This is a genomic window from Rhodococcus sp. BP-316 (assembly GCF_019836105.1).
Taxonomy (GTDB): Bacteria; Actinomycetota; Actinomycetes; order Mycobacteriales; family Mycobacteriaceae; genus Rhodococcoides.
On record NZ_JABUEE010000003.1, the window covers coordinates 270,715 to 295,716 of the forward strand.

A 25,002-nucleotide genomic window follows, 5' to 3' on the forward strand; every position below is an offset into this window, starting at 1 on the left:
GTCGCACATCACGTTTCCGGAGGTCCGCGAGGGCTTACTCTTACTTCGAGTAACGATATACCGCGCGACGGGGACCGCGCGACGTCGATCAGAGGGGGAAACACAGCATGACCAGCACCATCACATCAGGAGACACACGGACCGACGCTGTCGCCGCCCGCGCGGCACACCTGTTCGACACCGACGCCGAGGTGCGCGCCGCGGCCGCCGATCCCGCGGTGTCGGCACAGGTGGCGGACCTGACGCCCGATCTGCACGCCATGGTCGAGGTGGTCATGGACCGCTACGCAGACCGGCCCGCGCTGGGTCGCCGGGCGTACGACGTCGAGCCCGCGGACGACGGTCGCCGGGTGCGTCGGCTCCAGCAGCGCATGGACACCATCACCTATGGATCGCTGTGGTCCGATGCCCTCGATCTCGCGACCGCACTCGGCGACGTCGCCACTCCGGACACCTTCGTCGCGACCCTGGGATTCGCCGGTGCCGACTACGTCGTCGCCGAACTGGCGACGGTCCGGACCGGTGCCGTTGCCGTTCCCCTCCAGTCCGGCGCGGCTCCCGGACGCCTCGCCGACATCGCCGCCGAGGTAGAGCCTGTCGCACTCGTCGTCGACAACGAACAGTTGTCCACCGCCACGGCTGTGGCCGCCGCGTGCCCGAGCATCCGCCGCATCGTCGTCCTCGACCACGACGACCGTGTGGACGACGACGAGGACCGCCTCGCCGAGGCTCGACGATCCGCACCGGGCACGGTGCTCGCGATCGAGACGCTGCGGGAGGCGATCGCACGCGGTCGCACTCTCCCCCGGCTCGCCGGCCCCGAGGCCGTCGATCCCGACCGGATCGCCACGTTGATCTACACCTCCGGCAGTACCGGGACCCCGAAGGGCGCCATCCACACCCAGCGCATCGTCTCGCGCCTGTGGTCGACGTCCCACTGGTACGACCAGAGCGCGGAGTCCGACGAGGCCGGGCGACCCGGTGCGATCACGCTGGACTACCTGCCCATGAGCCATCTCGCCGGGCGCGCGGTGGTGTTCACGACCCTGGCAGCCGGCGGCATCGTGTACTTCGCGAGTTCGAGCGATCTGTCCACGCTTCTCGACGACTACGCACTCGCCCGGCCGACCGTGGCCATGCTGGTTCCCCGCGTGTGCGATCTACTGCGTCAGACAGCCCTCGGACGCATCGAGACCCGGGCGCACCGCACCGGCGAGAGCGCGGACGCCGTCCGCGCCGAGGTCCTCGAGGACATGCGATCCACCACTCTCGGTGGCCGCATCCTCTCCGCAGTGGTGGGTACCGCGCCGACCTCCCCCGAGGTCATCGACTTCGTCTCCGAACTCCTGGACACGACGGTGCAGAACAATTACGGCTCCACCGAGGCCGGCATGGTGTTGTTCGACGGCGTCGTCCAGCGGCCGCCGGTGCTCGAGTACCGCCTCGACGACGTTCCGGAGCTCGGGTACGCGGTGACCGACCGCCCCTACCCGCGCGGTGAGCTTCTCCTCAAGACCGATTCCCTCGTGCCCGGCTACTACAAGCGGCCGGACGTGACGGCCGAGATGTTCAGTGCGGACGGCTTCTACCGCACCGGGGACGTGGTCGCGGAGACAGAGCCGGACCATCTCGTGTACGTCGATCGCCGCAAGAACGTGCTGAAACTGGCGCAGGGCGAGTTCGTCGCCCTCTCGCGCCTGGAGTCGATCTACGCGTCCGCCGACGCCGTCGACCAGATCCATCTGCACGGCAGCGGCGAGCGGTCCTACCTCCTCGCCGTGGTCGTGCCCGCCGACGGAGCCGACACCGCCACCGTGCTCGACTCCCTGCAGGCCCTCGCGCGCGAGGAGCAGCTCGAGTCCTACGAGGTTCCGCGCGACATCGTCCTGGCCGCGGAGCCCTTCACGCAGGAGAACGGTCTGCTCTCGGGAGCGAACAAGCAGCTGCGTCCCGCTCTGACGGCGCGCTACGGCGAGGCGCTCGAGGACAGGTACCGCGAGATCGACGAGGGCCAGACGGCGAAGATGAGCGAACTACGCCGCCGCGGCGCCGACGCACCCGTCCTGGAGACCGTCGGCGAGGCCGCCGCGGCGTTGCTGGGATGCGCCGGCACGGAGGTCTCACCCGATGCGCACTTCACCGACCTCGGCGGTGACTCGTTGTCCGCGTTGACGTTCGCCACCCTGCTGCAGGACATCTTCGAGGTGGACGTCCCCGTCACGGTCGTCATCGCGCCGTCGTCCGACCTCGCGGCGATCGCGACCCACATCGAGCGGCGACGCGGCGACGCGGATGCCACGGGAGCCGCGACCTTCGCCTCGGTGCACGGAGCGCACGCGACGCAGGCCCGTGCCGATCAGCTGACGCTGAGCGCCGTCCTCGGCGACGAGTTCCTCTCGTCCGCGGCTGACGTGGGACCGGTGCGCACCGACACCCGGACCGTGTTGCTCACGGGCGCCAACGGATACCTCGGGCGCTTCCTGTGCCTGGAGTGGCTCGAACGCCAGGCCGCGGTCGGCGGCACCGTCGTGTGCCTCGTGCGCGGACGCACCGCGGCGGACGCTCGTGCCCGTCTCGACACCGCGTTCGACACCGGCGACCCGGCCCTGTGGTCGCGGTGGACGACGCTGGCCGACACCGCGCTCGAGGTCGTCGTCGGCGACGTGGGCGAGGCGAACCTGGGCGTGAGCGACGAGGAGTACGCGTCGCTGGCCGAGCGGGTCGACCGCATCGTGCATCCCGCGGCGCTCGTCAATCACGCGCTGCCGTACGAGCAGTTGTTCGGCCCCAACGTGATCGGCACCGCCGAGATCGCCCGGCTCGCCCTGACGCATCACCTCAAGCCGGTGACCTACCTGTCCACCGTGGCCGTCGCGGCGGGCGTCGAGGCCTTCTCCGAGGACGGCGACATCCGCGAGATCAGTCCGGTCCGCGCCCTCGACGAGTCGTACGCCAACGGATACGGCACCTCCAAGTGGGCGGGTGAAGTGGTGCTGCGCAACGCCTCCGACGCCTTCGGACTCCCCGTGACCGTCTTCCGTTCGGACATGATCCTGGCGCATCCCCGGTGGACCGGTCAGCTCAACGTCCCGGACATCTTCACCCGCACGGTGCTGTCGCTGATCGCCACCGGAATCGCCCCGGAGACGTTCTACCGGCAGGACACGGGCGCACCCGTCGACGATGCAGGGCGGCCGCGCGCACACTACGACGGACTCCCCGCCGATTTCACCGCAGCGGCGATTACCGAGCTCGGTGGCAGCGCGACGTCGGGACACCGGACTTTCGACGTGCTCAATCCGCACGACGACGGCATCTCTCTCGACACCGTCGTCGACTGGATCATCCAGTCCGGCAGAACGATTCGGCGCATCGCCGACTACGACACGTGGTTCGCCGAGTTCTCCGACGCGCTCGAGTCCCTGCCGTCGGCGCAGCGGTCCGCCTCGGTGCTGCCGCTGCGGCACGCCTACGCGCGGCCGGACCTGCCGACCGCCGGGTCACCCCTGCCGGCCGAGGTGTTCCGTGCCGCGGTCCGCGACACGTCGACACCGGGGTCGGCACTGGCGGACATCGACGACATCCCGCACCTGTCGCGCGATCTCGTCGCGAAGTACGTGCGTGATCTCGAGGCGCTGGGGTTGATCCCGACGGTTTGACAGCCGATCAGCGTCCGGTGCGTGACCGAACGAGCCGGACGGCGGGATCGAGGATCCGATGGCGTGCGAGCGCGAACACTGTCCCCACGGGGGAGCTCGCACCGCCACCGGATCCTCGCCGCGCCGCGGTGAAAGCGTCGATCCCGTTGCGCTGCAACGACGACAGCATCGTCTTCGCCACGGGCCGAGCCGGATCCGGATCCTTGCCGGCACCCATCAGATGCAACTGATCGGTGTGCCACTGCAGATCGAGCAGTCCCCCCAGCGACCGGACCGAGCGGTGGGTCGCGAAGCGGGCCGGCACCGGAACGGAGATGGACGGGCTGGGCAGTGTGCTGACGGTGCCGTCGAGAACGTCCCGTGCCGCTCCGGGCAGGACGGCGGTCGGGCGGCCGAGTCCCACCATCTGACACGCACCGGACCGCACCGCGTCCGACATTCCGTCGCGCGTGCGGAACCCACCGGTCACGGCGAGCGGGATGTGGGGAGCGAGGTCGCGCACCGTGACGGCGTAGTCGAGGAAGTACGCCTCGCGCGACGCCGTACTGGCCGACACCGCGGTGCCCATCATCGCGGGCGACTCGTAGCTGCCGCCGCTGATCTCGATGAGATCGACCGGCAGATCACCGATCATCGAGACCACCTCACGGGACTCGTCCTCGCTGAAACCGCCGCGCTGGAAGTCCGCCGAGTTGAGTTTGATGCCGACGGCGAAGCCCGGGGAGACGGCGGCCCGTACTCGTCGCACCACCTCGAGCAGGAAACGCGCGCGGCCCTCGATGTCGCCGCCCCACTCGTCGGTCCGCAGGTTCGTCAGGGGCGAGAGGAACTGGCTGACGAGATAACCGTGGGCGGCGTGGATCTGCACTCCGTCGAACCCCGCCTCCTCGGCGACCGCGGCCGTCGTCGCGAACCGCGACAGGATGTCCTCGATCTCCGCGCCGCTGGCCGCGCGGGGCGCCGGGATCCCGGGGATGTCCAGGCCCACCGCGGACGGCGCCAGGGTGCCGCCGACCGTCGTCACCGGGTTGCCCTGACGGCCGGGGTGGTTGATCTGCATCCAGATCGGACTGCCACCGTCCTGCGCCGTCTTCGCCCAGCGGGAGAGGGCGTCCAGGTCGCGTCCGTCCGCGACCGCGACGTTGCCGGGCTCGCCCAGATGCCGGTGGTCGACCATGACGTTCCCGGTGACGAGGAGCCCGTAGCCACCATCGCCCCAGCGGCGGTAGAGACGCGACAGTCTCTCGTCCGGGGCGTTGTCACGGGTACCCAGCGCTTCGCTGAGCGCGGACTTCATGATCCGGTTCGGCAGGACCTGTCCGTTGGGCAACGTCAGCGGTGCGGACAGCGACACGTCAGGCATGGAACCCCTCGTCGGGTGAATGGGTGGGTGGATCCGTTCCCCGGAGTACACCAGATGTGGTGTGATGATAGCTGTCATCACTTGCCGCGGTGTCCGTGAACGGGCGCCCCACCACTCGGGAGCGCGATGCGCAGCGTCACGGTCGTCATCATCGGCAGCGGGTTCGGTGGGCAGTGCGCCGCCATCGAACTGCTGCGTCGCGGCATCGACGACATCGTCGTCCTGGAACGACGCGAGTTCGCCGGCGGAACCTGGCGGCAGAACTCCTACCCCGGAGCGGCCGTCGACGTGCAGAGCCCGCTCTACTCGATCGCGTCCGAGCCGTACGACTGGTCGCAGATGTTCGCGGTGCAGAGCGAGCTCGAGGACTACACCCGCCACGTCGTGGACAAGCACGGTCTCGACGATCTCACCGTGCTCGGCGCCGAGGTGCAGCGCATCGAGTGGGTCGACGACTCCTGGCACGTCACGACCACAGCGGGTGACTATCGTGCGCAGTTCGTGGTCAACGCGACCGGGCCGCTCAGCACGCCTGTCGTTCCGCCCTTCCCGGGTCGCGAGAGTTTCGCGGGCGCCCAGTTCCACACCAACGCGTGGGACCACGACGTCCCCCTCGCCGGCGCGCGTGTCGCCATCGTCGGCAGTGGTGCGAGCGCGGCGCAGATCATCCCGGCCGTTCAGCCCGAGGTGGGTGAGCTCCACGTCTTCCAGCGGTCCCCGCACTGGGTGATGCCCCGACCCGATCGGAAGTTTCGACCCTGGGAACGCCGTGCCCTGCGGGTGGGCTTCGTGCGTCGAGCACTGCGCGCGGCCATCTACTGGAAGCTCGAGGCCCGGATCATCGGCTTCAAGTACTCGAAGGTCGGCCTCTGGCTGTTCGCCGAGCGTCACGCACGGAATCTGCTCCGCGACCAGGTGGCGGACCCCGATCTCCGGGCCAGGCTGACACCGGACTACACGATCGGGTGCAAGCGGATCATCCTGTCCAACACGCTGTATCCCGCCATCAGCTCCGCGAACACGACGCTCCACGACCGTGACGACGGCATCGCCGAAGTCACCCCCACCGGCATCACCACCGCGACGGGGCGCGAGATCCCCCTCGACGTGATCGTGTGGTCCACCGGATACGACGCCACCGACGGCGTCATCTCCTACCCGGTCATCGGCCGGGACGGCACCGCGCTCCGCGACGTGTGGTCCGACTACCCGAGGGCCTATCTGGGCACGACCGTCCCCGACTTCCCGAACCTGTTCATCGTCACCGGACCGAACACCGGGATCGGCCACACGAGCGCCATCTTCGTCATCGAGGCCCAGATGCGGTACATCATGTCGGCCATCGAGCACGCTCGGCGGACGTCGTCGCGCACGGTGGAGGTCACCCGCGCCGCCGAGGAGCGCTACACCGCGATGATCCACGACGAGATGACACGCACGGTGTGGCAGAACGGTGGCTGCACGAGCTGGTACAAGTCCGCGTCCGGACGCGTGATCGCCATGTTCCCCGGCTTCAGCTTCACCTACCGCAGACTGGCCGGCTCGTTCCGGGACGACGACCACGTCCTGCGGCCCGCGTCGACCGACACCGAGGCAGTGGCAGCGTCATGATCTCCGGCACCCCGGGCATGTTCCGGAGATCCCCGCGGCTCCGCCTCGACGGGCGCGTGGCCGTCGTGACGGGGGCCGGCGGCGGCATCGGATCCGCCGTCGCGCGCGAACTCGTCTCCCGCGGCGCCGCGGTCGCGCTGCTCGACGTCGCTCCGTCCGTCGACGACGTCGCTCGTGCCCTGGGGGACCGGGCGATCGCCCTCCGCGTGGACGTGACGTCTCCCGACGAACTTCGTGCGGCCGTCGCCACCGTCCACGACCGGTTCGGCGGGATCGACGTGGTGCACGCCAACGCGGGCATCTCGAGCGGCGACACCGCGTACACCGTGGCTACCGTTCCCGACGGTGTCTTCGAGCGTGTCGTCTCGGTCAACCTGAACGGCGTGTGGAACACGATCCGGGCGACACTGCCGGACATCGTCGCCGCCCGCGGCCACGTGCTGATCACGTCGTCGACCTACGCCTATCTCAACGGCCTGGCGAACGCTCCGTACGCCGCGACCAAGGCCGCGGTGGAGCAGATCGGTCGCGCCCTGCGTGCCGAGCTCGCTCACACGGGCGCGACCGCGGGGATCCTGTACCCGGGGTGGGTCGCGACCCCCATCGCGGACGTGGCCTTCGGCGCCGACGACATCGCGACCGCTCTGGTGGCGCGAGCCTTCCCCGCACCCCTTCTCACGCCCATCTCCCCCGAGGCTCTCGCGGCGGGAGCGGTGGACGGTATCGAGCGACGAGCAGCACGGATCCAGCTTCCGGGACGGTGGCGGGCCTATTCGGCGATGCGCGGGACAGCGAACCCGCTGTCCGATCTCGTGCTGGAGAAGGACCGGACGATCCGGACGCTCGTCGCGCGGCTCGAACGTCGAGAGCCCTGATTCGGCTATTTCCCCGTTTGTGACCCCCACACTGGTCATCAGCACCACCAGTGTCCGTTGTCACGGGTATCGTTCCGACGCATGACGCTCGCCGCGCTGCTCCGGGAATGCTGGACCGCCCAGCGTGACACGCAGCAGTTGCGGCTGTTCGTGGAGTCGCGCGGTCTCGCGCGATGGATGCGCGGTCTGATCTCCTGCCTCACCCTCGTCGTCACGGCCATCGCGATCCTGTCGCTCGGATCGCCGTCCGGGGCGCAGGGTCTCGTCGACCGCGCGGTCGTCGTCGTGACCATCGTGGGCGGAATCGGCTGGGCCGTGCGCTGGAACGTCGCGCACTGGCCGTCCTTCCGCGAGTCCGTCGTCTTCTTCGCCTACGCCGACATCGCCATCGCCGTGGTCTGCTTCCTCGACTCGAGTTCGCTCGCGGGTCTGAGCGGCGCCGGACTCCTGGTGCTCCTCGGGACCTACGCGACCTTCCTGCTGGGGCCACGAGTGTTACTCGTGCACGTCCTGTGGTGCGCGTTCTCCATCACGGTCCTCGCCGTGAAGGTCGCGCTCGATCCCGAGTACGACCTCACCATCGCCGTCGCGAAGGCGATCATGCTGACCGTCGTCGGCGTGGTGGTCCCCCTCGTGATCGAGCTGGGTGTCCATCTCATCCGCGTCGACGCGGACAAGTCGTTGACCGATCCGCTCACAGGCCTCAGCAACCGCCGGGGGCTCGAGTCCCGACTGATGCTCCTCGCCGACGACATGCGTTCCACGACCACCCGCGCCGCCGCTGCCCACCCCGTGGCTGCCGTGATCGTGCTCGACCTCGACAAGTTCAAGGCGATCAACGACGAACTCGGACACAACGTCGGCGACGAGGTGCTGGTGCGCGTCGGACACAGCCTGGTACGCGCGGCGGGACCCACCGCCGTGGTCACACGCCACGGCGGCGAGGAGTTCCTCGTCTTCGATCTGTACGACGACGCGCTCGCGGCGTTGCGGGCCGCCCGCGCCGTCCGCGACGCGGTGGCGGAGAGGATCCCGGGGCCGGCGGTCACCGCCAGTGTCGGGCTCGCGATGGCGAGCACGACCGCGTTGCTGCACGATCGCCGGCGCCTGTCGGCCACACTCACCGAGCTCGTCGATCGGGGCGACACCGCGATGTACCGGGCGAAGCGATCGGGTGGGCACTGCGTCGCCGTGGACGGGGGAACGGCGCGCGGTCTCGCGTCGACCGGTTGAATGGTGGCGTGACCGATCCATCGCCCGCACGTACCTACGGCGGGGAGAGCGCCGAGGAGCGCACGGCTCGTCGCCGGCGCCAACTGCTCGACGCGGGGCGCGCGTCCTTCGGATCGGTGGGTTTCCGAGCGTCGACGGTGCGCGGCATCTGTCGTGACGCGCATGTCGCCGATCGCTACTTCTACGAGCTGTTCCCCACTCTCGAGGACCTCCTGGTCGAGGTGTACCGCGAGTGCATCGCCACACTGACGCGATCCACCACGGCGGCGGTCGACGACCTGCCCGCCGGGACGGACCCGCTGACGCTCTCGCGTCACGGCCTCGACGGCTTCTTCCGCGCCGTGGAGGACCGTGAGCTCGCACGGATCGTGTGGCTCGAGGTGCTCGGGGTGAGCCCACGGGTGGACCGCACGTATCTGGACACGATGCACGGATTCGGTGAGCTGATGGTGGGGCTCCTCGGCCGCCACACGCCGGACATTGCCGTCGGTAGTTCCCTCGACAGATTGGCCACCGCCGCTGTCGGCGGCATCAGCCACACCGCCATGACCTGGCTCATGGACGGGTACCGAGCGGACAGAACCGATCTCGTTCACGGGACCGCCCGGTTCCTCGCCGCGGTGGTCGGTGCGGCAGAGCCCGAGTAATTCGGTCGACGCGGTCCCCCCTCGGGTGTTTCAGTGGTGCGAACCGACCACGACTCGAGGACGCACGCATGTATCCCACCGATCCCGACGTGTTCCTGCTCGTCCGACGGCAGGAACACGCGACCTTCACCCGCGACTCCGAGCACCGGCGCGTGGCTCGCGCCCGCGCACGCCTCGCCCACGACGAACTCCGCGTCCAGCGCGCATGGGAGGAACTGACGGCGGCACTGGCCGAGTCCGCGCAGTCGCGGCAGTCCCTGGCCGACCTGGTGCACAGCAGCCGCTGAGTCAGCGTTCGTTGCCCCGAAGTTCGTTGCCCCGAAGTTCGATGCCCCGAAGGAGGATGTCGACGGCGGCCTCGATGGTGGCGTCGTCGGGCAGCGTCCCGTACATCAGCGTCGGGCAGACCACGGAGCCGGACAGCATGGACACCGCCGCCTCGAGCTCCGGGCCCTGGATCACCGCACCGAGCATCTGCCGAGTGTGCTTCTCGCCGTCGTCGACGATGCGGCGGCGCACCCGGCCGATCTCGGCGACGGTGGCCCCCCACTGCGCCATGGCCATGAGCACGCGATCGAGGCGCTGCGTGGCGATGGCGTCGCGGAGCATCCGCAGCTCACCGATCAGGTCCGTGCGGACGTCGCCGACCAGGTCGTGATGCGGCATGTCGCCGATCGCCTCGAGAGCCATGGTGAGCAGGTCGGAACGGGACGGCCAGTGCGTGTACAGCGTGGTCTTGGAGTAACCGGCCACCCGTGCGACGTGCGCGTGGGTCACCGCCTCCCACCCCTCGCCTGTCAGCACCTCGAGCGCGGCGCGCGAGACGTCCGCGCGTGTGCGAGCGACGCGGGCGTCCTCTGCCACGGCGTCGGGCTCTGTTCCGATTCCGTTCTCGTCCGACGGGGTATCACTCATCACGTCACTCACCTCCTCGGTCGCTGTGCTTCGAAATTCGGGCATCGAAGTTCGAGGGTTGAAGTTACGCGAATTTCGGGTGCAGACCTATTGAACTAAATGTTCATTACTGTACTGTTGGACCAGCTTCGTGCACGGCATTTCGACCGCGAACTCCCCCACCATCATTCGCGACGGGTCATCCGTCGCCTCAGGCCTCGGCGCAGCACAGCGTCGGGCCGGTCCACGGAAGGACACCGATGTCTGCCATCCTCTTCGGCTCCATCAGCACTCTCGCCGACACGTCCGAGCTCCAGCGACGCGCCTTCAACGAGGCGTTCTCCTCGCACGGGCTCGACTGGAACTGGTCACGCGACGACTACCGGTCCATGCTCGGGTCCAACGGCGGCGCGAACCGGATCGAGGACTTCGCGGCGTCCGAGGGCGTCGAGGTCGACGCCTCCGCGGTGCACGCGACCAAGTCGGAGATCTTCCGGTCCCTCCTCTCCTCGGCCGGTGTGAGCCCGCGACCCGGCGTCGTGGACACCATCGCCGCGGCGAAGAAGTCGGGCGCCAAGCTCGGCTTCGTCACGACCACGTCGAAGGAGAACGTCGACGCCGTGCTCGAGGCGCTGTCCCCCGAGGTCACTCGCGACTCCTTCGACGTCCTCGTCGACGCGGACGACGTCGAGCAGGGCAAGCCCGACCCCGCGTCCTACGCCTTCGCCCTCGACAAGCTGGGCGAACAGCCCTCCGCTTGCGTCGCGATCGAGGACAACGCCGGTGGTGTGGCCGCCGCAGCCGCAGCCGACATCACCTGCGTCGCGTTCCCGAACGAGAACACGGCCGGCAGCGACTTCTCCTCGGCATCGGAGACGGTCGAATCCCTCGACCCCGCTCGCATCGAATCTCTGGTGACGGCTCGACAGTGACCTTCACCGGTCGACTCCACACCCTGTCGAGTCACATCCACGCCAACCCCGGTTCACCCGTCGAGCGCGATGCTCGCGAACCGTTTTCCTCGGGAGAGAAGTAGTGAGCAACCTCCAGGCACGTGTCACCGCAGACGATCGCACCTTCCACGTCGAGGGATACGAGAAGATCGAGTACGACCTCGTGTACGTCGACGGCGTCTTCGACACCGCGAACACCGAGCTCGCGGACAGCTACCGGCCGTACGGCCGCTGCCTGATGGTGGTGGACGACAGCGTCCTCGCGCTGTACGGCGACGCGATCCACACCTATTTCCGCCATCACGACATCGCGCTGACCATCGTCCCGGTGCAGATCCGCGAGACGGCGAAGTCGATCGAGACCTTCGAGCGGATCGTGGGCGAGTTCGATCGCTTCGGCCTGGTGCGCACCGAGCCCGTCCTGGTCGTCGGCGGCGGACTCACGACGGACGTCGCCGGCTTCGCGTGCGCCAGCTACCGCCGGAACACGCCGTACATCCGCATCCCCACGACGCTGATCGGTCTTATCGACGCCAGCGTCAGCATCAAGGTCGCCGTCAACTACGGCAAGCACAAGAACCGTCTGGGCGCGTACCACGCCTCGCAGAAGGTGTTGCTGGACTTCAGTTTCCTGGGCACCCTGCCGGAGGACCAGGTCCGCAACGGCATGGCGGAACTCATCAAGATCTCCGTCGTGGGCAATCTCGAGATCTTCGAGATGCTCGAGAAGCACGGCCCGGAGCTGCTCGCGACGCGTTTCGGTCACCTCGACGGCACCGCGGAACTGCGCGAGATCGCCGACCGCCTCACCTACAAGGCCATCGCGACCATGCTGGACCTGGAAGCGCCCAACCTCCACGAGATCGACCTCGATCGCGTGATCGCTTTCGGCCACACCTGGAGTCCGACGCTCGAGCTCACCCCGCCCGCGCCGTTCTTCCACGGACACGCCATCAACATCGACATGGCGCTGTCCACCACCCTCGCGGAGCAGCGCGGCCACATCACGGCCGACGACCGCGACCGCGTGCTCGGCGTCATGAGCGGGATCGGGCTCGCGCTCGACAGCTCGTACCTGACGGCCGACCTGCTCGCCGAGGCCACGTCGTCCATCCTCAAGACCCGAGACGGGATTCTCCGCGCGGCGGTGCCGGCGCCCATCGGGTCCTGCGAATTCCTGAACGATGTGACCGTCGACGAGCTGTCGGACACGCTCACCCTGCACAAGAAGATCTGCCTCGAGCACGACCGCGACGGCGACGGCGTGGACATGTTCACCGCGCCGCAACCGGAGGTCGCGGTCGGTTCGTCCCACGATGAGTGATGCACGGCCGGTCACACCGACCACCATCGCCGCGGCCGAGCTGACGGAGCTGTGCCGGGACCTCGACGACCTCGGGGTCCCGGCAGCAGTTCTCGGCCGCGCTCGGCGTGCGCGTGACGTGATCGCGGGCCTCGACCCGTACCTGGACGAGTGCACCACCCCGGAATCACCCGCTCTCGCGGATCTGGCCGCACGCACCCGATCCGCGGAATGGTCCGGCAGCGCGCTCGAGCAGGAGATGCTGTCCGGCCACGTCGAGGGACGTTTCCTCGACTTCCTCGTGCGGATGACCCGCGCCACGTCGGTCCTCGAGATCGGCATGTTCACGGGGTACTCCGCTCTCGCCATGGCCGAGGCACTTCCACCCGGCGGAAGCATCGTCGCCTGTGAACTGGACGAACCCGTCGCGGCGTTCGCCCGACAGTGCTTCGACGCGTCGTCGGCAGGCGACGCGATCGAGATTCTCGTCGGTCCTGCGGCGGAGTCCCTCACCCGTCTCGCCGACGAGGGACGCCGGTTCGACCTGGTGTTCATCGATGCCGACAAGGCCGGGTACCTCGGATACCTGACGGCGCTTCTCGACTCCGAGCTGCTGACGCCGGACGCCGTGGTCGCCGTCGACAACACACTCCTGCAGGCCGAGCCGTACCTCGGTACGGCCATGTCGGACAACGGTTCCGCCATCACGGAGTTCAATCGCGCCGTGGCGGCGGACCCCCGCGTCGAGCAGGTCCTGGTCCCGCTGCGGGACGGACTGACGCTCATCCGTCGATCGAGTGCGTCGTGACGAGCGTCGGCCGGTCCGTGGCGGTCCTCGTCGGCTCGCTCGTCACCGCCCCGCTCGACCTCGTGCCCGTCCTGGCGGCGCTAGCCCGACCGCGCACGGCACCCGGTTCGCCTGCCGCACAACGTAGGACGGTCGTGATCAACGGCGGCAAGATGACCAAGGCGCTACAACTCGCGAGATCGTTCCACGGCGCCGGCCACCGGGTGGTACTGGTCGAATCGGCCAAGTACCGGTACACCGCGCATCGGTTCTCCCGAGCGGTGGACGTGTTCCACACCGTCCCCGAGGCGTCGGAACCCGGATATGCGCGCGCGATCGCCGACATCGTGCTGAGCGAGAGAGCGGACGTGTTCGTGCCGGTGTCGAGTCCGGCGTCCAGCGTGCCGGACGCCGAGGTCGGTCGTCTGCTCGACGGGCGGTGCGACGTCGTCCACGTCGACTCGGCCACCGTGCGCATGCTCGACGACAAGGTGCAGTTCTCGAAGGTCGCGGAGTCGCTCGGTCTGCGCGTGCCGGAATCACACCTCGTCACCGACCGTCGGCAGGTCGAGGACTTCGACTTCCCCGACGGCCGTACCTACATCCTCAAGCGCATCGCGTACAACCCGGTGGGTCGTATGGACCTCACGCCGTTGACGGGACGGGACCGCGCGGCGAATGCCGCGTTCGTCTCCGGGCTCGACATCTCGGACGAGGATCCGTGGATCATGCAGGAGTTCGTCACCGGTCAGGAGTACTGCACCCACTCGACTGTCCGCAACGGGCGCGTGCAGGTGTACGGGTGCTGCGAGTCGTCGGCGTTCCAGATCAACTACGCCATGGTGGACAAGCCCGAGATCCGGTCGTGGGTGGAGCATTTCGTCGGCGAGCTCGGGCTCACGGGCCAGGTGTCCTTCGACTTCATCGAGGCGGCGGACGGCCACGCCTACGCCATCGAGTGCAATCCGCGAACGCATTCGGCCATCACCATGTTCCACGATCACCCGGACGTGGCGGCTGCGTACCTCGACGACGGGCACCCCGTCATCACGCCGCTCCCGTCCGCCCGGCCGACCTACTGGATCTACCACGAGATCTGGCGGCTGCTCACCCAGCCTGGCCGCCTCGCCCGCGCACGCACCATCGCCACCGGGAAGGACGCGGTGTTCACGCGGTGGGATCCGTTGCCCTACTTCATGCTTCACCACCTCCACATGCCGTCGCTGATCTGGGCGAACCTTCGCGCCGGTCGCTCGTGGAGCCGCATCGACTTCAACATCGGCAAACTCGTGGAGGCCGGCGGTGACTGACGACACGGCTTTCGTCCACCCGACCGCACGGGTGACCGTGCTGCACCTCGCGGGGTCCGCCGAGGACGAGTTCCACTCGGACCTGTCGCGGGTGTACGCCTCGGACGCGCTGTCCGCGCTCGCCGATCCCGCACGGTACGAGTTCCACGTCGCACTGGTCTCGCCCGACCGCACGTGGCGCTTCCCGGTCGATCTCACCGACGACGCGGTGGCGGGGGCTCCGCCTCTGTCGCTCGCGGACGCGCTGCGTCACATCGAGGCTCTGGGTGTCGACGTCGTCGTGCCGCAGATGTTCTGCCTGCCCGGCATGACGTCCTACCGGGCGCTGGTCGACGTCGTGGGTCTCGCTCTGCTGGGCAACACCGCCGACGTGATGGCACTCGCGGCGGACAAGGCGCTGACCCGAGCGGTGGTCGCTGCGGCGGGCGTTCCGGTGCCGGAGGGCCACGTCGTCGTCGTGCCCCCGGACGCACCACGGTCAGGCACGCGGTCGCCCGTCCCGTTACCGGTGGTCGTCAAGCCGGTGGACTCCGACAACTCGGTGGGGGTGTCGCTCGCGCGCACTCCTGACGAGTACACCGACGCGCTCGCGGACGCTGCGCGGTTCTCCCGCCGGGTGCTGGTGGAGCGCTACGTCGAGTTGGGACGTGAGGTGCGCTGCGGCATCGTCGTGGTGGACGGTGAACCGGTGTGCCTGCCGCTCGAGGAGTACGCCGTGGACGCGGACGATCGTCCGATCCGCACACGCGAGGACAAGTTGTCCCGCGACGAGGACGGGGCGCTGTACCTGGTGGCCAAGAACGCCACGAAGGCGTGGATCGTCCCCGAGGACGATCCGATCACCGAGCGGATCCACGCGGTGGCCCTCGAGTGCCACCGAGCGCTGGGGTGTCGGCACTACAGCCTCTTCGACTTCCGGGTGGACCCCGACGGTCGACCGTGGTTTCTCGAGGCAGGCCTGTACTGCTCCTACGCGCGGGGCAGCGTGGTCGCGGTGATGGCTGCGGCCGCGGGAATCAGTCTCGAGGACCTGTTCGCCGCAGGACTGCGCGAACTCTCGATCGAAGGAGCACGATGATGCGACACACCACCCTCGAACCCGTCGGCGCACACGTCGAGGACGTCCGGGTGGAGGACCTCGACGCGGCGGGAATCGACGAGACACGCCGCCTCGCAGCAGATCACGGCGTCGTCGTCTTCCGGGGGCAGTCGCTCGACGACGACCGTTTCACCGAGTTCCTCCGTGCGTTCGGCGACCTCGTGTTCACCGAGGGCGAGACACCGGTCCCCGGACACCCGGATCTCAACGTCATCAGCAATGTCGGCCGGACGACGACGCCGCGCTCCACCTTCCACGTGGACACGAGCTATGTGGCACACCCACCGGCGTACACCTCGCTCCGTGCGGTCACCGTGCCGTCGGAGGGAGGACAGACCGTCTTCAGCAACCAGTACCGCGCGTGGGACACACTGCCCGACGACCTTCGCGACGAGCTCGTCGACCGCACGCTCACGCACGTCGTGACCGGTCTCGATCTCGCCGACGATGCCGAGTCGTCCGCAGTGCATCCGCTCGTGGCGACCCATCCGATCAGCGGACGGCGCTCGCTCTACCTGTCGACTCCCGCGCGATGCGCGTCGATCAGCGGGATGTCGCCCGACGAGACCGCCGAGACCGTCCGGTTCCTCTACGACCACTCCACTGCGGAGGACAACGTGCACCGGCACACGTGGCAGCCGGGCGACGTCGTCTTGTGGGACAACCGGTGCGTCATGCACCGGGCCGACCACAGCGGAGTGGTGGGCGACCGGGTGATGCACCGCGGGATGGCAACCGACGGTCGCGCTCGCTCCTGACGCCGATCGTCAGCGCGCCAGGACAGCGGCCCCTCGCCGCACCACCATGTCGCGGAAGGCGAGGGCCTGCGCCGGCAGGGTGCGTGCGGGCCACACCACGCCGATGCGCCGCCGCGCCGCGGGGTCGTTCACCGCGATGTCGACCGTGGGAAGCGGGCCGGCGGGAGCGGTCGTGCGAGGGAGGACGCTGACGCCGAGGCCCGCCCCGACCAGCCCGCGCACGGTGTGGATGTCCTGCCCCTCGAAGGCGATGGTCGGGGCCATTCCCGCAGCGGCCCACAGTGTCTCGCAGAGAGAACGCATGCCGTACCCGTGTTCCATCGCCACGTACGGGTCGTCCGCCGTCTCCACGAGGTCCACCGATCGGCGGCCCGCCAGTCGGTGATCGGACGGGACGACCAACACGAGCCTCTCGTCGTACAGCCCGAAGGACGTGTCGGTGCCGTGTTCGGTGCCGAGCGCCACGAATGCGAGGTCCGCGCTCCCGTCCTCCAGTCTGTCGAGACACCGGGCCCGCGCGCCCTGGCCGAGGGTGAACGTGACGGCGGGATGATCGGCGAGGAAGCGCTTGATGAGCAGCGGGAGCACGCCCTCGCCCACCGTGTTCTGGAAACTGACCGAGATGCGGCCACGAGTGCGGGCGTCCTGCTCGGTCATGGCGTCGAGCCCGGCCTCGAGTTCGCGGACCGCCCGGTCGAGGAAGGGCATCAGTGCACGTCCCGCGGGCGTGAGGGCGATGCCCCGACCACGACGCTCGACGACCGCCACTCCCAACGCGGCCGAGGCGCGGGCGAGCTGCCGGCTCACCGTCGGCTGCGGGAGGCCGAGCACGTGCGCCGCCTCGGTGATGTGTTCGGTCTCCGCCACGGCGAGCAGTGTCGGGATCAGAGGCAGGAGTGCCTCGGCTTCCTCACGCATGAATCGAACGATACGTCACGATCATGATTGTGCGAGATGCAATGCATTGGACGAATAGGTCGCGTCCGGCCTACCGTCGGATCCCGTGACCATCGACGAGGCGACCGACACCGACTGGGACGGACACACCCGCGGGTCCCGCGAGTACCGCAGGCTCGTCGCCGGGCTGCTTCTCGCCGGTGTCGCCACTTTCGCCCAGCTGTACTCCGTCCAGGGCATCCTCCCGCTCATCGCCTCGAACCTCTCGATCACGCCGTCGCAGTCCTCGCTCGCGGTGGGCTGCGCCACGGTCGGCGTCGCGGTCGCCGTACTGCCGTGGTCCGTGGTGGCCGACCGCGTCGGCCGGGTGCGTGCCATGAGCATCTCGATCGTCACGGCCACCGTCCTGGGCCTCGTCGTCCCGCTCTCCACGTCGTTGCCGATGCTGCTGACGGTGCGGTTCGTGGAGGGCGCCGCCCTCGGCGGGCTGCCGGCCATCGCGATCGCCTACCTCAGCGAGGAGGTGCACCGCCGGAACACCGCGGTGGCCGCGGCCACCTACGTCTCGGGCACCACGCTGGGCGGGCTGCTCGGCCGCATCGTCGCCGGACCCGTCGCCGAGTACACGAACTGGCGCATCGGAACACTGACGGTCTCGATCATCGCCGCCGTGGCCGCGATCGCCTTCCTGCGCCTCGCCCCCGCACCGCGGCGCGCGCTCCCTGCGCGGGATGGCGGCCCGGGGCTGGGGAAACGCGTCACCACACACCTCCGGGACCCCGGCATGCGCGCGCTGTTCGGGCAGGCGTTCCTGCTCATGGGCGGCTTCGTCACCGTCTACAACTATCTGGGCTTCCGCCTCGAGGCAGCCCCGTTCGGACTCCCCCAGTCGCTGATCAGCCTCATCTTCATCGCCTATCTCAGCGGAACCGTCTCGTCTCGCGTCGCCGGACAGCTGGCCGGCCGGTTCGGACGCTCCGCGGTGCTCGCCGGGTCGACGGGCGTCATGATCGCCGGGGTCGCCCTGACGATCGCGCACTCGCTGATCGTCGTACTCCTCGGCCTGGTGGTGTTCACGATGGGATTCTTCGCCGCGCACGCCATCGCGTCCGGATGGACCGGGCATCGCGCGACGGACGGTCGCGCTCAGGCGGCGTCGCTCTACAACCTCTTCTACTACGGCGGTTCGAGCATCGTCGGCTGGACGGGCGGCGTCGTGTATCAGGCCTACGGCTGGTCGGCCATGGCCGCGTTCGTCATCGCACTGGCCGTCGTCGCCGCTCTGTGGGCACTGGTCCTGCGGTCGCCCGGCGCCGAGGCTCAGTCGGCGTAGTCGCCGGGGTCCAGGATGTCGTTCATGTCGCGACGGACGAGCCGGACCATGAGCGGGAGCGGCAGGAACCGGGCCCCGAAGGCGACCTGGCGCGACCGGTGTCCGGTGACGATGCGCATCCGTCCGGACTCGACGTCCCGCACCACGCGCTCGGCCACCGCCTCGGGCGAGGTGGCGTAGTACTTCGCTGCGAACTGCTGGGATCCCTCGGCCCGCGAGATGTTGGTCGCCACGCCGCCCGGATGGACCAGGTGGACCGAGACGGTGGACCCGGCGAGTTCGGTCGCGAGGGCCTCGGTGAATCCCCGCACCGCGAACTTGCTGGCGCAGTAGTCGGTGTGGTTCGGCGTCCCCTGCAGTCCGAAGATGGAGGACACGTTCACCAGCGCAGCCGCCGGCCGCGACATCAGCTGCGGCAGGAAGGCGCGCGTCCCGTGCACCACCCCACCGAGATTGACCGCCATCACCCGGTCGTAGGACGCGTCGTCGAGATGCCAGGCGGGCCGGAAACCGCCCTCGATGCCGGCGTTGTTGACGACGACGGTCGCCGGGCCCACCTCCCGTGCGACGCGGGCGGCGAAGGCCGCGACGGCGTCGCGATCGGCCACGTCGTACACCTCGGTGAGCACCGTGCCGCCAGGGGGCAGGCTCGTCACCGTCTCCGCGAGGGCGTTGCCGTCGATGTCGCCGAGCGCGAGGACCGCCCCGCGTGCGGCGTAGGCCGCCGCGTACGCGCGGCCCATGCCGGATCCGGCTCCGGTGATCACCACCACCTTGCCTGCGAGGTCCGCCAACGGTCTCCGTCGTCCCACCATCATCTGATGATAGCTGTCATCACATCGCGTCGCAGTGTCGATGTGCCCGCGTACTGTGCGTGTCATGCCCGACGTCGTCGTACCCGCTGCCGATCGAATCCACTGGCGCAACGAGTGGCTGGACTCCTGGCAGTCCTTCCCCGTGGCGGGCAACTTCGATCTCGCCGCGAATGCGCACGGGTTGCTGCTCGTCCACAACGACGACACCGTCGACGCGGGCGAGGGATTCGACAGCCACCAGCACGCCGACGTCGAGATCGTGACCTGGGTGCTGGACGGATCACTGGTGCACCGTGACTCGCTCGGGAACGAGGGGACCATCACGCCCGGGTTGGCGCAGCGGATGAGTGCGGGCTCCGGCGTCGTCCACTCCGAGCGGAACGGGGCCGGATATTCCGCCGGGACACCGCTGCGGGTCGTCCAGATGTGGCTTCCGCCGGACGAGAACGGGCGGCCGCCCGGGTACGAGGAGTACGCGGCGGCAGGCGAACTGGCCTCCGGCCGCCTGGTCACGGTCGCGTCGGGACTCGACCGTGACCGCGGTGGCACGGCCGTCGGACTGGGCCAGAGCAAGGCGGCGCTCCACGTGGCGCGGCTGCGGCCGGGCACGCCCGTCACCCTCCCCACCGCGCCGTTCCTCCACCTCTTCGTCGCGCGCGGCACCGTCGAGATCGACGGCATCGGAACACTCGGTCCCGGTGACGCGCTCCGCGGTACCGACACCGGCGGACATGTCGTCCACACGACGTCGTCGGCCGAGATCCTGGTGTGGGAGATGCACGCTCATGCGTGAGTGTTTGCGGTCACACGGCCGGGGGTAGAGATCTGTCCACACGGGTCGCGATGTGGACGTACCCGCCCGGAAGACGGAGAACGAGATGGCCAACGTCGTCATGCTGCTGATGTTCATGGTGGTCGGTGTCGGTTCGGGCGCTGCCCTCCTGCTGCGACCGCCCGTCCGCTAGGGCATTCCGGCGCCACCGGTCGGCGCCGGGCGCCGGTAGTGTTCGCCCATGGCCACTCTCGATCACGGCGACCCCGGCGACGCCCCGTCGATGCCGACGCCCACCGCTCCCGTCACCCACCCTCGCCGGCCGTCCGCGGCGGAGGAGGCGCGCACGGTGGCCGCGTCGACCAACACGGCCACGCTCGCGAGCCTCTCGGCCGACGGACATCCGTGGGCGTCGTACGTGACGTACGGCCTCCTGGGCGGGAACCCCGTGCTCTGTGTCTCCCACATGGCGGAGCACGGTCGCAATCTCGCGGCGGATCCACGGGTGAGTCTGTCCGTCGTCGCTCCGGGCGAGAACAGTGATCCGCTCGCGAGCGGACGTATCACGCTGGCGGGCACCGTGCTTCGGCCGTCGGGCTCGGACGTCGAGGCTGCGCGGGAGGCGCACCTGGCGGCCGTACCGGCGGCACGGTACTACATCGACTACAGCGACTTCACCGTCTGGATCCTGTCGGTGAACCGAGTCAGATGGGTGGGCGGCTACGGCCGCATGGACTCGGCCACGGCGGCGGACTACGCAGCCGCCGTACCGGATCCGGTACGGCCGGTGAGCGGGCCTGCGGTGGAGCACCTGAACGCCGACCACGCGGACGCACTCACCGCGATGACCGCGGCATTCGGCGGATTCCCCGATGCGACGTCCGCTGTGTGCACCGGCGCCGACCGCTACGGACTCGACATCACGGTCACCACACCGAGAGGCGTGTCCTACACGCGAGTCGGCTACACGTCGCCGTTGGCGTCACTCGACGATCTCCGTGCCGCGACGATCGAGCTGACGAGAGACGCCCGCCGCCCCTGAGGGGACGACGGGCGTCGATGGTCGAACGGCTCAGCTGACCGCAGCGTTCCGACGCGGCAACTTCCAGTCGGGGCGGACCCAGTGGCAGGTGTATCCGTTGGGGATCCGCTGCAGGTAGTCCTGGTGCTCGGGCTCGGCCTCCCAGAACTCGCTCGCCGCGGTGACCTCGGTGACCACCTTTCCGGGCCAGATACCGGAGGCGTCGACGTCGGCGATCGTGTCCAGCGCGACGTGCTTCTGCTCGTCGGAGGTGTAGAAGATCGCCGAGCGGTAGCTCACTCCGCGGTCGTTGCCCTGACGGTTCTTCGTCGACGGGTCGTGAATCTGGAAGAAGAACTCCAGGATGTCGCGGTAGGTCGTCCGGGTCGGGTCGAACACGATCTCGACCGCCTCGGCGTGCGTGCCGTGGTTCCGGTACGTCGCGTTCGGCACGTCTCCGCCCGAGTACCCGACGCGCGTGGAGAGCACGCCCGGCTGCTTGCGGATCAGTTCCTCGACACCCCAGAAGCATCCACCCGCCAGGATGGCCGTCTCGGTCGTGGAACCTGCCTGTGTGCTGTCCGCCATGGTGTCTCCTCTTGTCGCAGTAACACTCTGTTTCGACAACGTCCGCGCGCACCGCGTTGTTCCGACGGGCAGTTCCGGCGGGCCGTCACGCGACGGGCGGAACCTCGACGGACCTCGTGGGATGCGACTCCTCGATCAGAGACAGCGCGACCTCCCGCAGCGGGCGGTTCTCGGACTGGGAGATGTGGGCGAGCATCGTGAAGGCCTGCACGGCATCGACGTCGAATCGCTCCATGAGGATGCCCTTGGCCTGGCCGATGATGTCGCGACTCGCGAGGCCGTCCCGGAAGTTCTGGTCGTCGCGGGCACTGAGCAGCGCCACCGCGCCGTGGGCGGCGAGCGCGGATCCGACCATCTGAGCATCGGCGTCGAAGGTGTCGGCAGTCCTGCTGAACAGCAGCAACACGCCGAGATCACGTGCCGACGGATCGGTGTAGAGGCGGAAGGCCGCCATCGACTCGATTCCCTTGTCGCGCGCGGCCGCGGCGAAGGAGGGCCACCGCCGCTCGCTGCCGAGATTCTCGGCCACGACGGTGTCGATCTGCCAGATCTCGTTCTCGGTGGGCCCCTCACCCAGTTCGAACTGCACGCGGCAGAGATCGGCGGCGACGTCGTCGGTGCGGGCGTGGATGGTGCGCCGCGCACCGGTCATCACGGTGACGCACGCATGATCGACGCCGGGCATGAGCTGCGTGGCCGACCGCACCAGGGCTGTCAGCGTGTCGTCCACCGATCGACGGGTTCCGCGGAGAGTGCGGGCCATCTCGGCGATGCTGCCGAGCGCCGACGCCTGCTGATCGACGGAGGTGTCCTCGTCGATGGTGCGGACGAGATCGCCGCGATCGCCGTACGGCACCGTCATGTGTTCCCCACTCTCGACGCCCATGACAACCGACCGTGTCGCGGACCTGTGTTTCCGACCCGGTCCAGAATAGAGCGAGGCCCCGGGGGCCGTCGCGCGACCGCCCCCCTTCACCTCGCGCCGGGTGTCGCCGTCACCTGATCGGCTCGAGCAACCGACGAGGTGCGCGGAGCGCGCGGGACACGGTGTTCGGCCGCGGGGTCGCGGTCACACCTGGCCCCGGCGACATGACGACCCGACCGGCAGCGGGCACGGTCCCGCACTGCGGGCAGCTGCCGTGATCGTCGAGCTCACCGCCGCACGGTTCGTGTCGGAACACCCGACGGGGGCCGTCCTGCGCGGGCACTGCTCGTTCACCCCACACCGTCAGCGCGTGCAGCGCGGGCCACAGGTCGACGAGGATCTCGGTGGGACGATATTCCTCTCGCCCACCGACACGTTCCCTGCTCAGCAACCCGTGGTCCACCAGGGCCGACAGGCGCTGCGACAGCACCGCCTTCGACATGCCGAGGTGGTGCTGGAAGTCGGAGAACCGGCGCACACCGAACAGGGAGTCCCGCACGACGAGCAGTGTCCACCGCTCCCCCACGATCTCCAGGGCGCGAGCGAGCGAGCAGTCCTGCGCGGCGTAATCCGTTCCCATCGCCATGACTCGAGCCTACCTCGAACGGTCTGTTGACCGAACCATATCGGCGGGTTACGGTTCGCTCACCGAACCGAAGGACGGGCATGACTCAGCAGCGATCCGCACCACCTCTCGCCCGCCCCCTGCCCGTCGCAGCGTTCGGGACCCTCCTCGCCCTGGCTGCGTTCACGTTTCCCCTGGCGACCATCGGCAGCACCGCCGCGACGCTCGGGAGTGACGCGTCGGGCAGAACCTGGATTCTGAGCTCGATGAGCATCGGCCTCAGTGCCGCGTTGCTGGTGTCCGGCGCACTCGCCGACGACATCGGCCGTCGCCGCACCTTCGTTCTCGGTCTCGTCGTCCTCGCCCTCGCGTCCGCTGTGTGCGCGGCCGCGCCGTTCACGCTCGTGTTCGTCCTCGCCCGCGTGGTCCAGGGCGTCGGCGCGGGCGCGGTGCTGGCGTCGAGTCTCGGCGTCATCGCGCACGCCTTCGAACCCGGGCCGCTGCGCGCCCGTGCCAGCGGCATCTGGGGCGCGGCCGTCGGCGCGGGCATCACCCTCGGGCCCCTGCTGTCCGCGACCTCGGATCGTCTCGCCACGTGGCGCGAGGGGTACTGGTTGCTCACCGCGCTGACACTCGTCGCCGCGGTCGTCGCAGGGCGCCTCCTCGCCGAATCCCGCACGGAGACACCGCGCGGGCTGGACCTGATCGGCGCGGTCGCCCTGTCCGGGGGTCTGTCGGCCCTCCTCGCCGCGCTCGTCGAGGGCCGTGCCGGGTGGACGCGACCCCTACCCCTGGTCCTGCTCGCCGTGGCCGCGCTGTTGCTCGCGGGTTTCGTTCTGCACGAACGCCGGACCGCGTCGCCCATGCTCGATCTCACGCTGCTGCGCCAACCCGCCTTCCTCGCCGCCACCGTCGCCGCACTCGCCACCGGAGCCGGGGTGATCGCGCTGATGTCGTACATGGCCGGATTCGTCGGCGCCGCATTCGGTCTGGACGCACTCCACAGCGCCTTCCTGCTCTTCGGCTGGTCGGCGACGAGCGTGATCACCGCCCTGCTCGCGCGGCGCATACCCGCGTCCGTCTCCGGCCGAACGCAACTGGCCCTGGGCCTCGTCGGTGTCGCCGTCGGGACGGGGCTGTTACTCGGACTGTCCGAGACGTCGTCGCCCCTGCGCCTCGTGCCGGGTCTCGTCCTGGCCGGCGCCGCGACAGGAATAGTCAACGCCGCCCTCGGCCGCGAGGCCGTCGCGAGCGTCCCAGCCGGGCGCGCCGCCATGGGAAGCGGGGCGAACAACACCGCGCGCTACCTCGGCTCGGCGATCGGCGTGACCGTGGTGTCGGTGGTGGTCCTGTCGGCCGGCACCGCGCCGTCCGCGGTGTTCGACGGCTGGAACCACGCCGTGATCGTCGTCATCGCGATCACCGCGCTGGGGGCCGCGGTCGTCGCGGCGACCCGGCCGAGAGCCGCACGCTGACAGCGCCGTCGCGCGCCCTCAGAACGAGGTGCGCACCGCGGCCTCGACGCAGCCGGCGGCAGACTCGTCGCTCCAGTCGGACACCCAGTGACGGATCGAATCGATGATCGAGTTCCAGG

At 69.3% G+C, this 25,002-nt stretch carries 23 protein-coding genes; 16 read left to right on the forward strand and 7 right to left on the reverse strand.

What is annotated here, in order from left to right; all coding sequences use genetic code 11:
* Window positions 1-107: 107 nt before the first annotated feature.
* Window positions 108-3,659, forward strand: a complete 3,552-nt coding sequence (car, locus tag HQ312_RS07510) for a carboxylic acid reductase (protein WP_222638242.1) — start codon at window positions 108-110, stop codon at window positions 3,657-3,659.
* A gap of 7 nt (window positions 3,660-3,666) precedes the next feature.
* On the opposite strand, the gene HQ312_RS07515 is transcribed toward car, so the two are convergent.
* Window positions 3,667-5,022, reverse strand: a complete 1,356-nt coding sequence (locus HQ312_RS07515; protein ID WP_222638243.1) for an NADH:flavin oxidoreductase/NADH oxidase family protein — start codon at window positions 5,020-5,022, stop codon at window positions 3,667-3,669.
* Between the two features lie 126 nt (window positions 5,023-5,148).
* On the opposite strand from HQ312_RS07515, the gene HQ312_RS07520 reads away from it, so the two are divergent.
* The 5 genes from HQ312_RS07520 to HQ312_RS07540 all read left to right on the forward strand — a co-directional run bounded on the left by HQ312_RS07520 (window position 5,149) and on the right by HQ312_RS07540 (window position 9,675).
* Window positions 5,149-6,633, forward strand: coding sequence for an NAD(P)/FAD-dependent oxidoreductase (locus HQ312_RS07520; RefSeq protein WP_222638244.1), 1,485 nt, complete (start codon window positions 5,149-5,151; stop codon window positions 6,631-6,633).
* Window positions 6,630-7,508, forward strand: a complete 879-nt coding sequence (locus tag HQ312_RS07525) for an SDR family NAD(P)-dependent oxidoreductase (protein ID WP_261782119.1) — start codon at window positions 6,630-6,632, stop codon at window positions 7,506-7,508. Before HQ312_RS07520 ends, HQ312_RS07525 begins: the two co-directional genes overlap by 4 nt.
* Window positions 7,509-7,589: 81 nt before the next feature.
* Complete coding sequence (locus HQ312_RS07530; RefSeq protein WP_222638245.1) at window positions 7,590-8,741, forward strand: diguanylate cyclase; 1,152 nt, start codon at window positions 7,590-7,592, stop codon at window positions 8,739-8,741.
* 8 nt (window positions 8,742-8,749) lie between these two features.
* Window positions 8,750-9,388 carry a TetR/AcrR family transcriptional regulator gene (locus tag HQ312_RS07535; protein ID WP_051612942.1) on the forward strand — a complete coding sequence of 213 codons (639 nt, stop codon included), beginning with the start codon at window positions 8,750-8,752 and terminating at the stop codon, window positions 9,386-9,388.
* Window positions 9,389-9,456: 68 nt separating this feature from the next.
* On the forward strand, window positions 9,457-9,675 hold the full coding sequence (locus HQ312_RS07540; RefSeq protein WP_222638246.1) for a hypothetical protein: 219 nt from the start codon (window positions 9,457-9,459) through the stop codon (window positions 9,673-9,675).
* A gap of 1 nt (window position 9,676) precedes the next feature.
* Here the strand turns inward: HQ312_RS07540 and HQ312_RS07545 are convergent, their stop codons facing one another.
* Window positions 9,677-10,303, reverse strand: coding sequence for a TetR/AcrR family transcriptional regulator (locus tag HQ312_RS07545; protein WP_261782156.1), 627 nt, complete (start codon window positions 10,301-10,303; stop codon window positions 9,677-9,679).
* A gap of 239 nt (window positions 10,304-10,542) precedes the next feature.
* Here HQ312_RS07545 and HQ312_RS07550 point away from each other — a divergent pair, with 239 nt between their 5' ends.
* The 6 genes from HQ312_RS07550 (at window position 10,543) to HQ312_RS07575 (ending at window position 16,492) form a co-directional block, all read left to right on the forward strand.
* A complete protein-coding gene (locus HQ312_RS07550; protein ID WP_027504000.1) occupies window positions 10,543-11,214 on the forward strand; it encodes an HAD-IA family hydrolase in 672 nt (223 codons plus the stop codon).
* Window positions 11,215-11,317: 103 nt separating this feature from the next.
* A complete protein-coding gene (locus HQ312_RS07555; protein WP_027504001.1) occupies window positions 11,318-12,559 on the forward strand; it encodes a sedoheptulose 7-phosphate cyclase in 1,242 nt (413 codons plus the stop codon).
* Window positions 12,552-13,346 (forward strand): O-methyltransferase, encoded by a 795-nt coding sequence (locus HQ312_RS07560; RefSeq protein WP_222638248.1) that lies wholly within the window; start codon window positions 12,552-12,554, stop codon window positions 13,344-13,346. The genes HQ312_RS07555 and HQ312_RS07560 overlap by 8 nt, the downstream gene beginning before the upstream one ends.
* A complete protein-coding gene (locus tag HQ312_RS07565; protein ID WP_056447245.1) occupies window positions 13,343-14,635 on the forward strand; it encodes an ATP-grasp enzyme in 1,293 nt (430 codons plus the stop codon). Before HQ312_RS07560 ends, HQ312_RS07565 begins: the two co-directional genes overlap by 4 nt.
* Complete coding sequence (locus HQ312_RS07570) at window positions 14,628-15,713, forward strand: D-alanine--D-alanine ligase (RefSeq protein WP_308123844.1); 1,086 nt, start codon at window positions 14,628-14,630, stop codon at window positions 15,711-15,713. The genes HQ312_RS07565 and HQ312_RS07570 overlap by 8 nt, the downstream gene beginning before the upstream one ends.
* Window positions 15,710-16,492 carry a TauD/TfdA family dioxygenase gene (locus HQ312_RS07575; RefSeq protein WP_261769685.1) on the forward strand — a complete coding sequence of 261 codons (783 nt, stop codon included), beginning with the start codon at window positions 15,710-15,712 and terminating at the stop codon, window positions 16,490-16,492. The genes HQ312_RS07570 and HQ312_RS07575 overlap by 4 nt, the downstream gene beginning before the upstream one ends.
* A 9-nt stretch (window positions 16,493-16,501) precedes the next feature.
* Here the strand turns inward: HQ312_RS07575 and HQ312_RS07580 are convergent, their stop codons facing one another.
* Window positions 16,502-17,410: a LysR family transcriptional regulator gene (locus HQ312_RS07580; protein WP_222638249.1), complete on the reverse strand. Its 909-nt coding sequence runs from the start codon at window positions 17,408-17,410 to the stop codon at window positions 16,502-16,504.
* An 85-nt stretch (window positions 17,411-17,495) separates the two neighbouring features.
* On the opposite strand from HQ312_RS07580, the gene HQ312_RS07585 reads away from it, so the two are divergent.
* Window positions 17,496-18,722: an MFS transporter gene (locus tag HQ312_RS07585; protein ID WP_222638250.1), complete on the forward strand. Its 1,227-nt coding sequence runs from the start codon at window positions 17,496-17,498 to the stop codon at window positions 18,720-18,722.
* Here HQ312_RS07585 and HQ312_RS07590 read toward each other — a convergent pair.
* On the reverse strand, window positions 18,710-19,537 hold the full coding sequence (locus tag HQ312_RS07590) for an SDR family oxidoreductase (protein ID WP_222638251.1): 828 nt from the start codon (window positions 19,535-19,537) through the stop codon (window positions 18,710-18,712). The two genes, HQ312_RS07585 and HQ312_RS07590, sit on opposite strands and share 13 nt — an antisense overlap.
* 64 nt (window positions 19,538-19,601) lie before the next feature.
* On the opposite strand from HQ312_RS07590, the gene HQ312_RS07595 reads away from it, so the two are divergent.
* Together HQ312_RS07595 and HQ312_RS07600 are read left to right on the forward strand one after the other, a co-directional pair.
* Complete coding sequence (locus HQ312_RS07595) at window positions 19,602-20,330, forward strand: pirin family protein (protein WP_027504008.1); 729 nt, start codon at window positions 19,602-19,604, stop codon at window positions 20,328-20,330.
* A 220-nt stretch (window positions 20,331-20,550) separates the two neighbouring features.
* Window positions 20,551-21,351, forward strand: coding sequence for a HugZ family protein (locus HQ312_RS07600; protein WP_222638252.1), 801 nt, complete (start codon window positions 20,551-20,553; stop codon window positions 21,349-21,351).
* 30 nt (window positions 21,352-21,381) lie between these two features.
* Here HQ312_RS07600 and msrA read toward each other — a convergent pair whose 3' ends face one another.
* From msrA to HQ312_RS07615, 3 genes are all read right to left on the reverse strand, one after another.
* Window positions 21,382-21,918 carry a peptide-methionine (S)-S-oxide reductase MsrA gene (gene msrA, locus HQ312_RS07605; RefSeq protein WP_027504010.1) on the reverse strand — a complete coding sequence of 179 codons (537 nt, stop codon included), beginning with the start codon at window positions 21,916-21,918 and terminating at the stop codon, window positions 21,382-21,384.
* Between the two features lie 85 nt (window positions 21,919-22,003).
* Complete coding sequence (locus HQ312_RS07610) at window positions 22,004-22,804, reverse strand: GAF and ANTAR domain-containing protein (protein WP_261782120.1); 801 nt, start codon at window positions 22,802-22,804, stop codon at window positions 22,004-22,006.
* A 109-nt stretch (window positions 22,805-22,913) separates the two neighbouring features.
* The gene (locus HQ312_RS07615; RefSeq protein ID WP_056447228.1) at window positions 22,914-23,429 is read right to left on the reverse strand and encodes a helix-turn-helix domain-containing protein; all 516 of its coding nucleotides are present in this window, start codon (window positions 23,427-23,429) and stop codon (window positions 22,914-22,916) included.
* A gap of 80 nt (window positions 23,430-23,509) precedes the next feature.
* Between HQ312_RS07615 and HQ312_RS07620 the strand changes: the two genes are divergently transcribed.
* Window positions 23,510-24,883 carry an MFS transporter gene (locus tag HQ312_RS07620; RefSeq protein WP_222638253.1) on the forward strand — a complete coding sequence of 458 codons (1,374 nt, stop codon included), beginning with the start codon at window positions 23,510-23,512 and terminating at the stop codon, window positions 24,881-24,883.
* The last annotated feature ends 119 nt before the right edge of the window (window positions 24,884-25,002 follow it).

What these genes read in the sequence shown, in the direction of transcription:
- car (WP_222638242.1), top strand. Translation starts at nt 108, where the DNA reads ATGACCAGCACCATCACATCAGGAGACACACGGACCGACGCTGTCGCC.
- HQ312_RS07515 (WP_222638243.1), bottom strand. Translation starts at nt 5,022, where the DNA reads ATGCCTGACGTGTCGCTGTCCGCACCGCTGACGTTGCCCAACGGACAG.
- HQ312_RS07520 (WP_222638244.1), top strand. Translation starts at nt 5,149, where the DNA reads ATGCGCAGCGTCACGGTCGTCATCATCGGCAGCGGGTTCGGTGGGCAG.
- HQ312_RS07525 (WP_261782119.1), top strand. Translation starts at nt 6,630, where the DNA reads ATGATCTCCGGCACCCCGGGCATGTTCCGGAGATCCCCGCGGCTCCGC.
- HQ312_RS07530 (WP_222638245.1), top strand. Translation starts at nt 7,590, where the DNA reads ATGACGCTCGCCGCGCTGCTCCGGGAATGCTGGACCGCCCAGCGTGAC.
- HQ312_RS07540 (WP_222638246.1), top strand. Translation starts at nt 9,457, where the DNA reads ATGTATCCCACCGATCCCGACGTGTTCCTGCTCGTCCGACGGCAGGAA.
- HQ312_RS07545 (WP_261782156.1), bottom strand. Translation starts at nt 10,303, where the DNA reads ATGAGTGATACCCCGTCGGACGAGAACGGAATCGGAACAGAGCCCGAC.
- HQ312_RS07550 (WP_027504000.1), top strand. Translation starts at nt 10,543, where the DNA reads ATGTCTGCCATCCTCTTCGGCTCCATCAGCACTCTCGCCGACACGTCC.
- HQ312_RS07560 (WP_222638248.1), top strand. Translation starts at nt 12,552, where the DNA reads ATGAGTGATGCACGGCCGGTCACACCGACCACCATCGCCGCGGCCGAG.
- HQ312_RS07575 (WP_261769685.1), top strand. Translation starts at nt 15,710, where the DNA reads ATGATGCGACACACCACCCTCGAACCCGTCGGCGCACACGTCGAGGAC.
- HQ312_RS07580 (WP_222638249.1), bottom strand. Translation starts at nt 17,410, where the DNA reads ATGCGTGAGGAAGCCGAGGCACTCCTGCCTCTGATCCCGACACTGCTC.
- HQ312_RS07590 (WP_222638251.1), bottom strand. Translation starts at nt 19,537, where the DNA reads ATGGTGGGACGACGGAGACCGTTGGCGGACCTCGCAGGCAAGGTGGTG.
- HQ312_RS07595 (WP_027504008.1), top strand. Translation starts at nt 19,602, where the DNA reads ATGCCCGACGTCGTCGTACCCGCTGCCGATCGAATCCACTGGCGCAAC.
- HQ312_RS07600 (WP_222638252.1), top strand. Translation starts at nt 20,551, where the DNA reads ATGGCCACTCTCGATCACGGCGACCCCGGCGACGCCCCGTCGATGCCG.
- msrA (WP_027504010.1), bottom strand. Translation starts at nt 21,918, where the DNA reads ATGGCGGACAGCACACAGGCAGGTTCCACGACCGAGACGGCCATCCTG.
- HQ312_RS07610 (WP_261782120.1), bottom strand. Translation starts at nt 22,804, where the DNA reads ATGGGCGTCGAGAGTGGGGAACACATGACGGTGCCGTACGGCGATCGC.
- HQ312_RS07615 (WP_056447228.1), bottom strand. Translation starts at nt 23,429, where the DNA reads ATGGCGATGGGAACGGATTACGCCGCGCAGGACTGCTCGCTCGCTCGC.
- HQ312_RS07620 (WP_222638253.1), top strand. Translation starts at nt 23,510, where the DNA reads ATGACTCAGCAGCGATCCGCACCACCTCTCGCCCGCCCCCTGCCCGTC.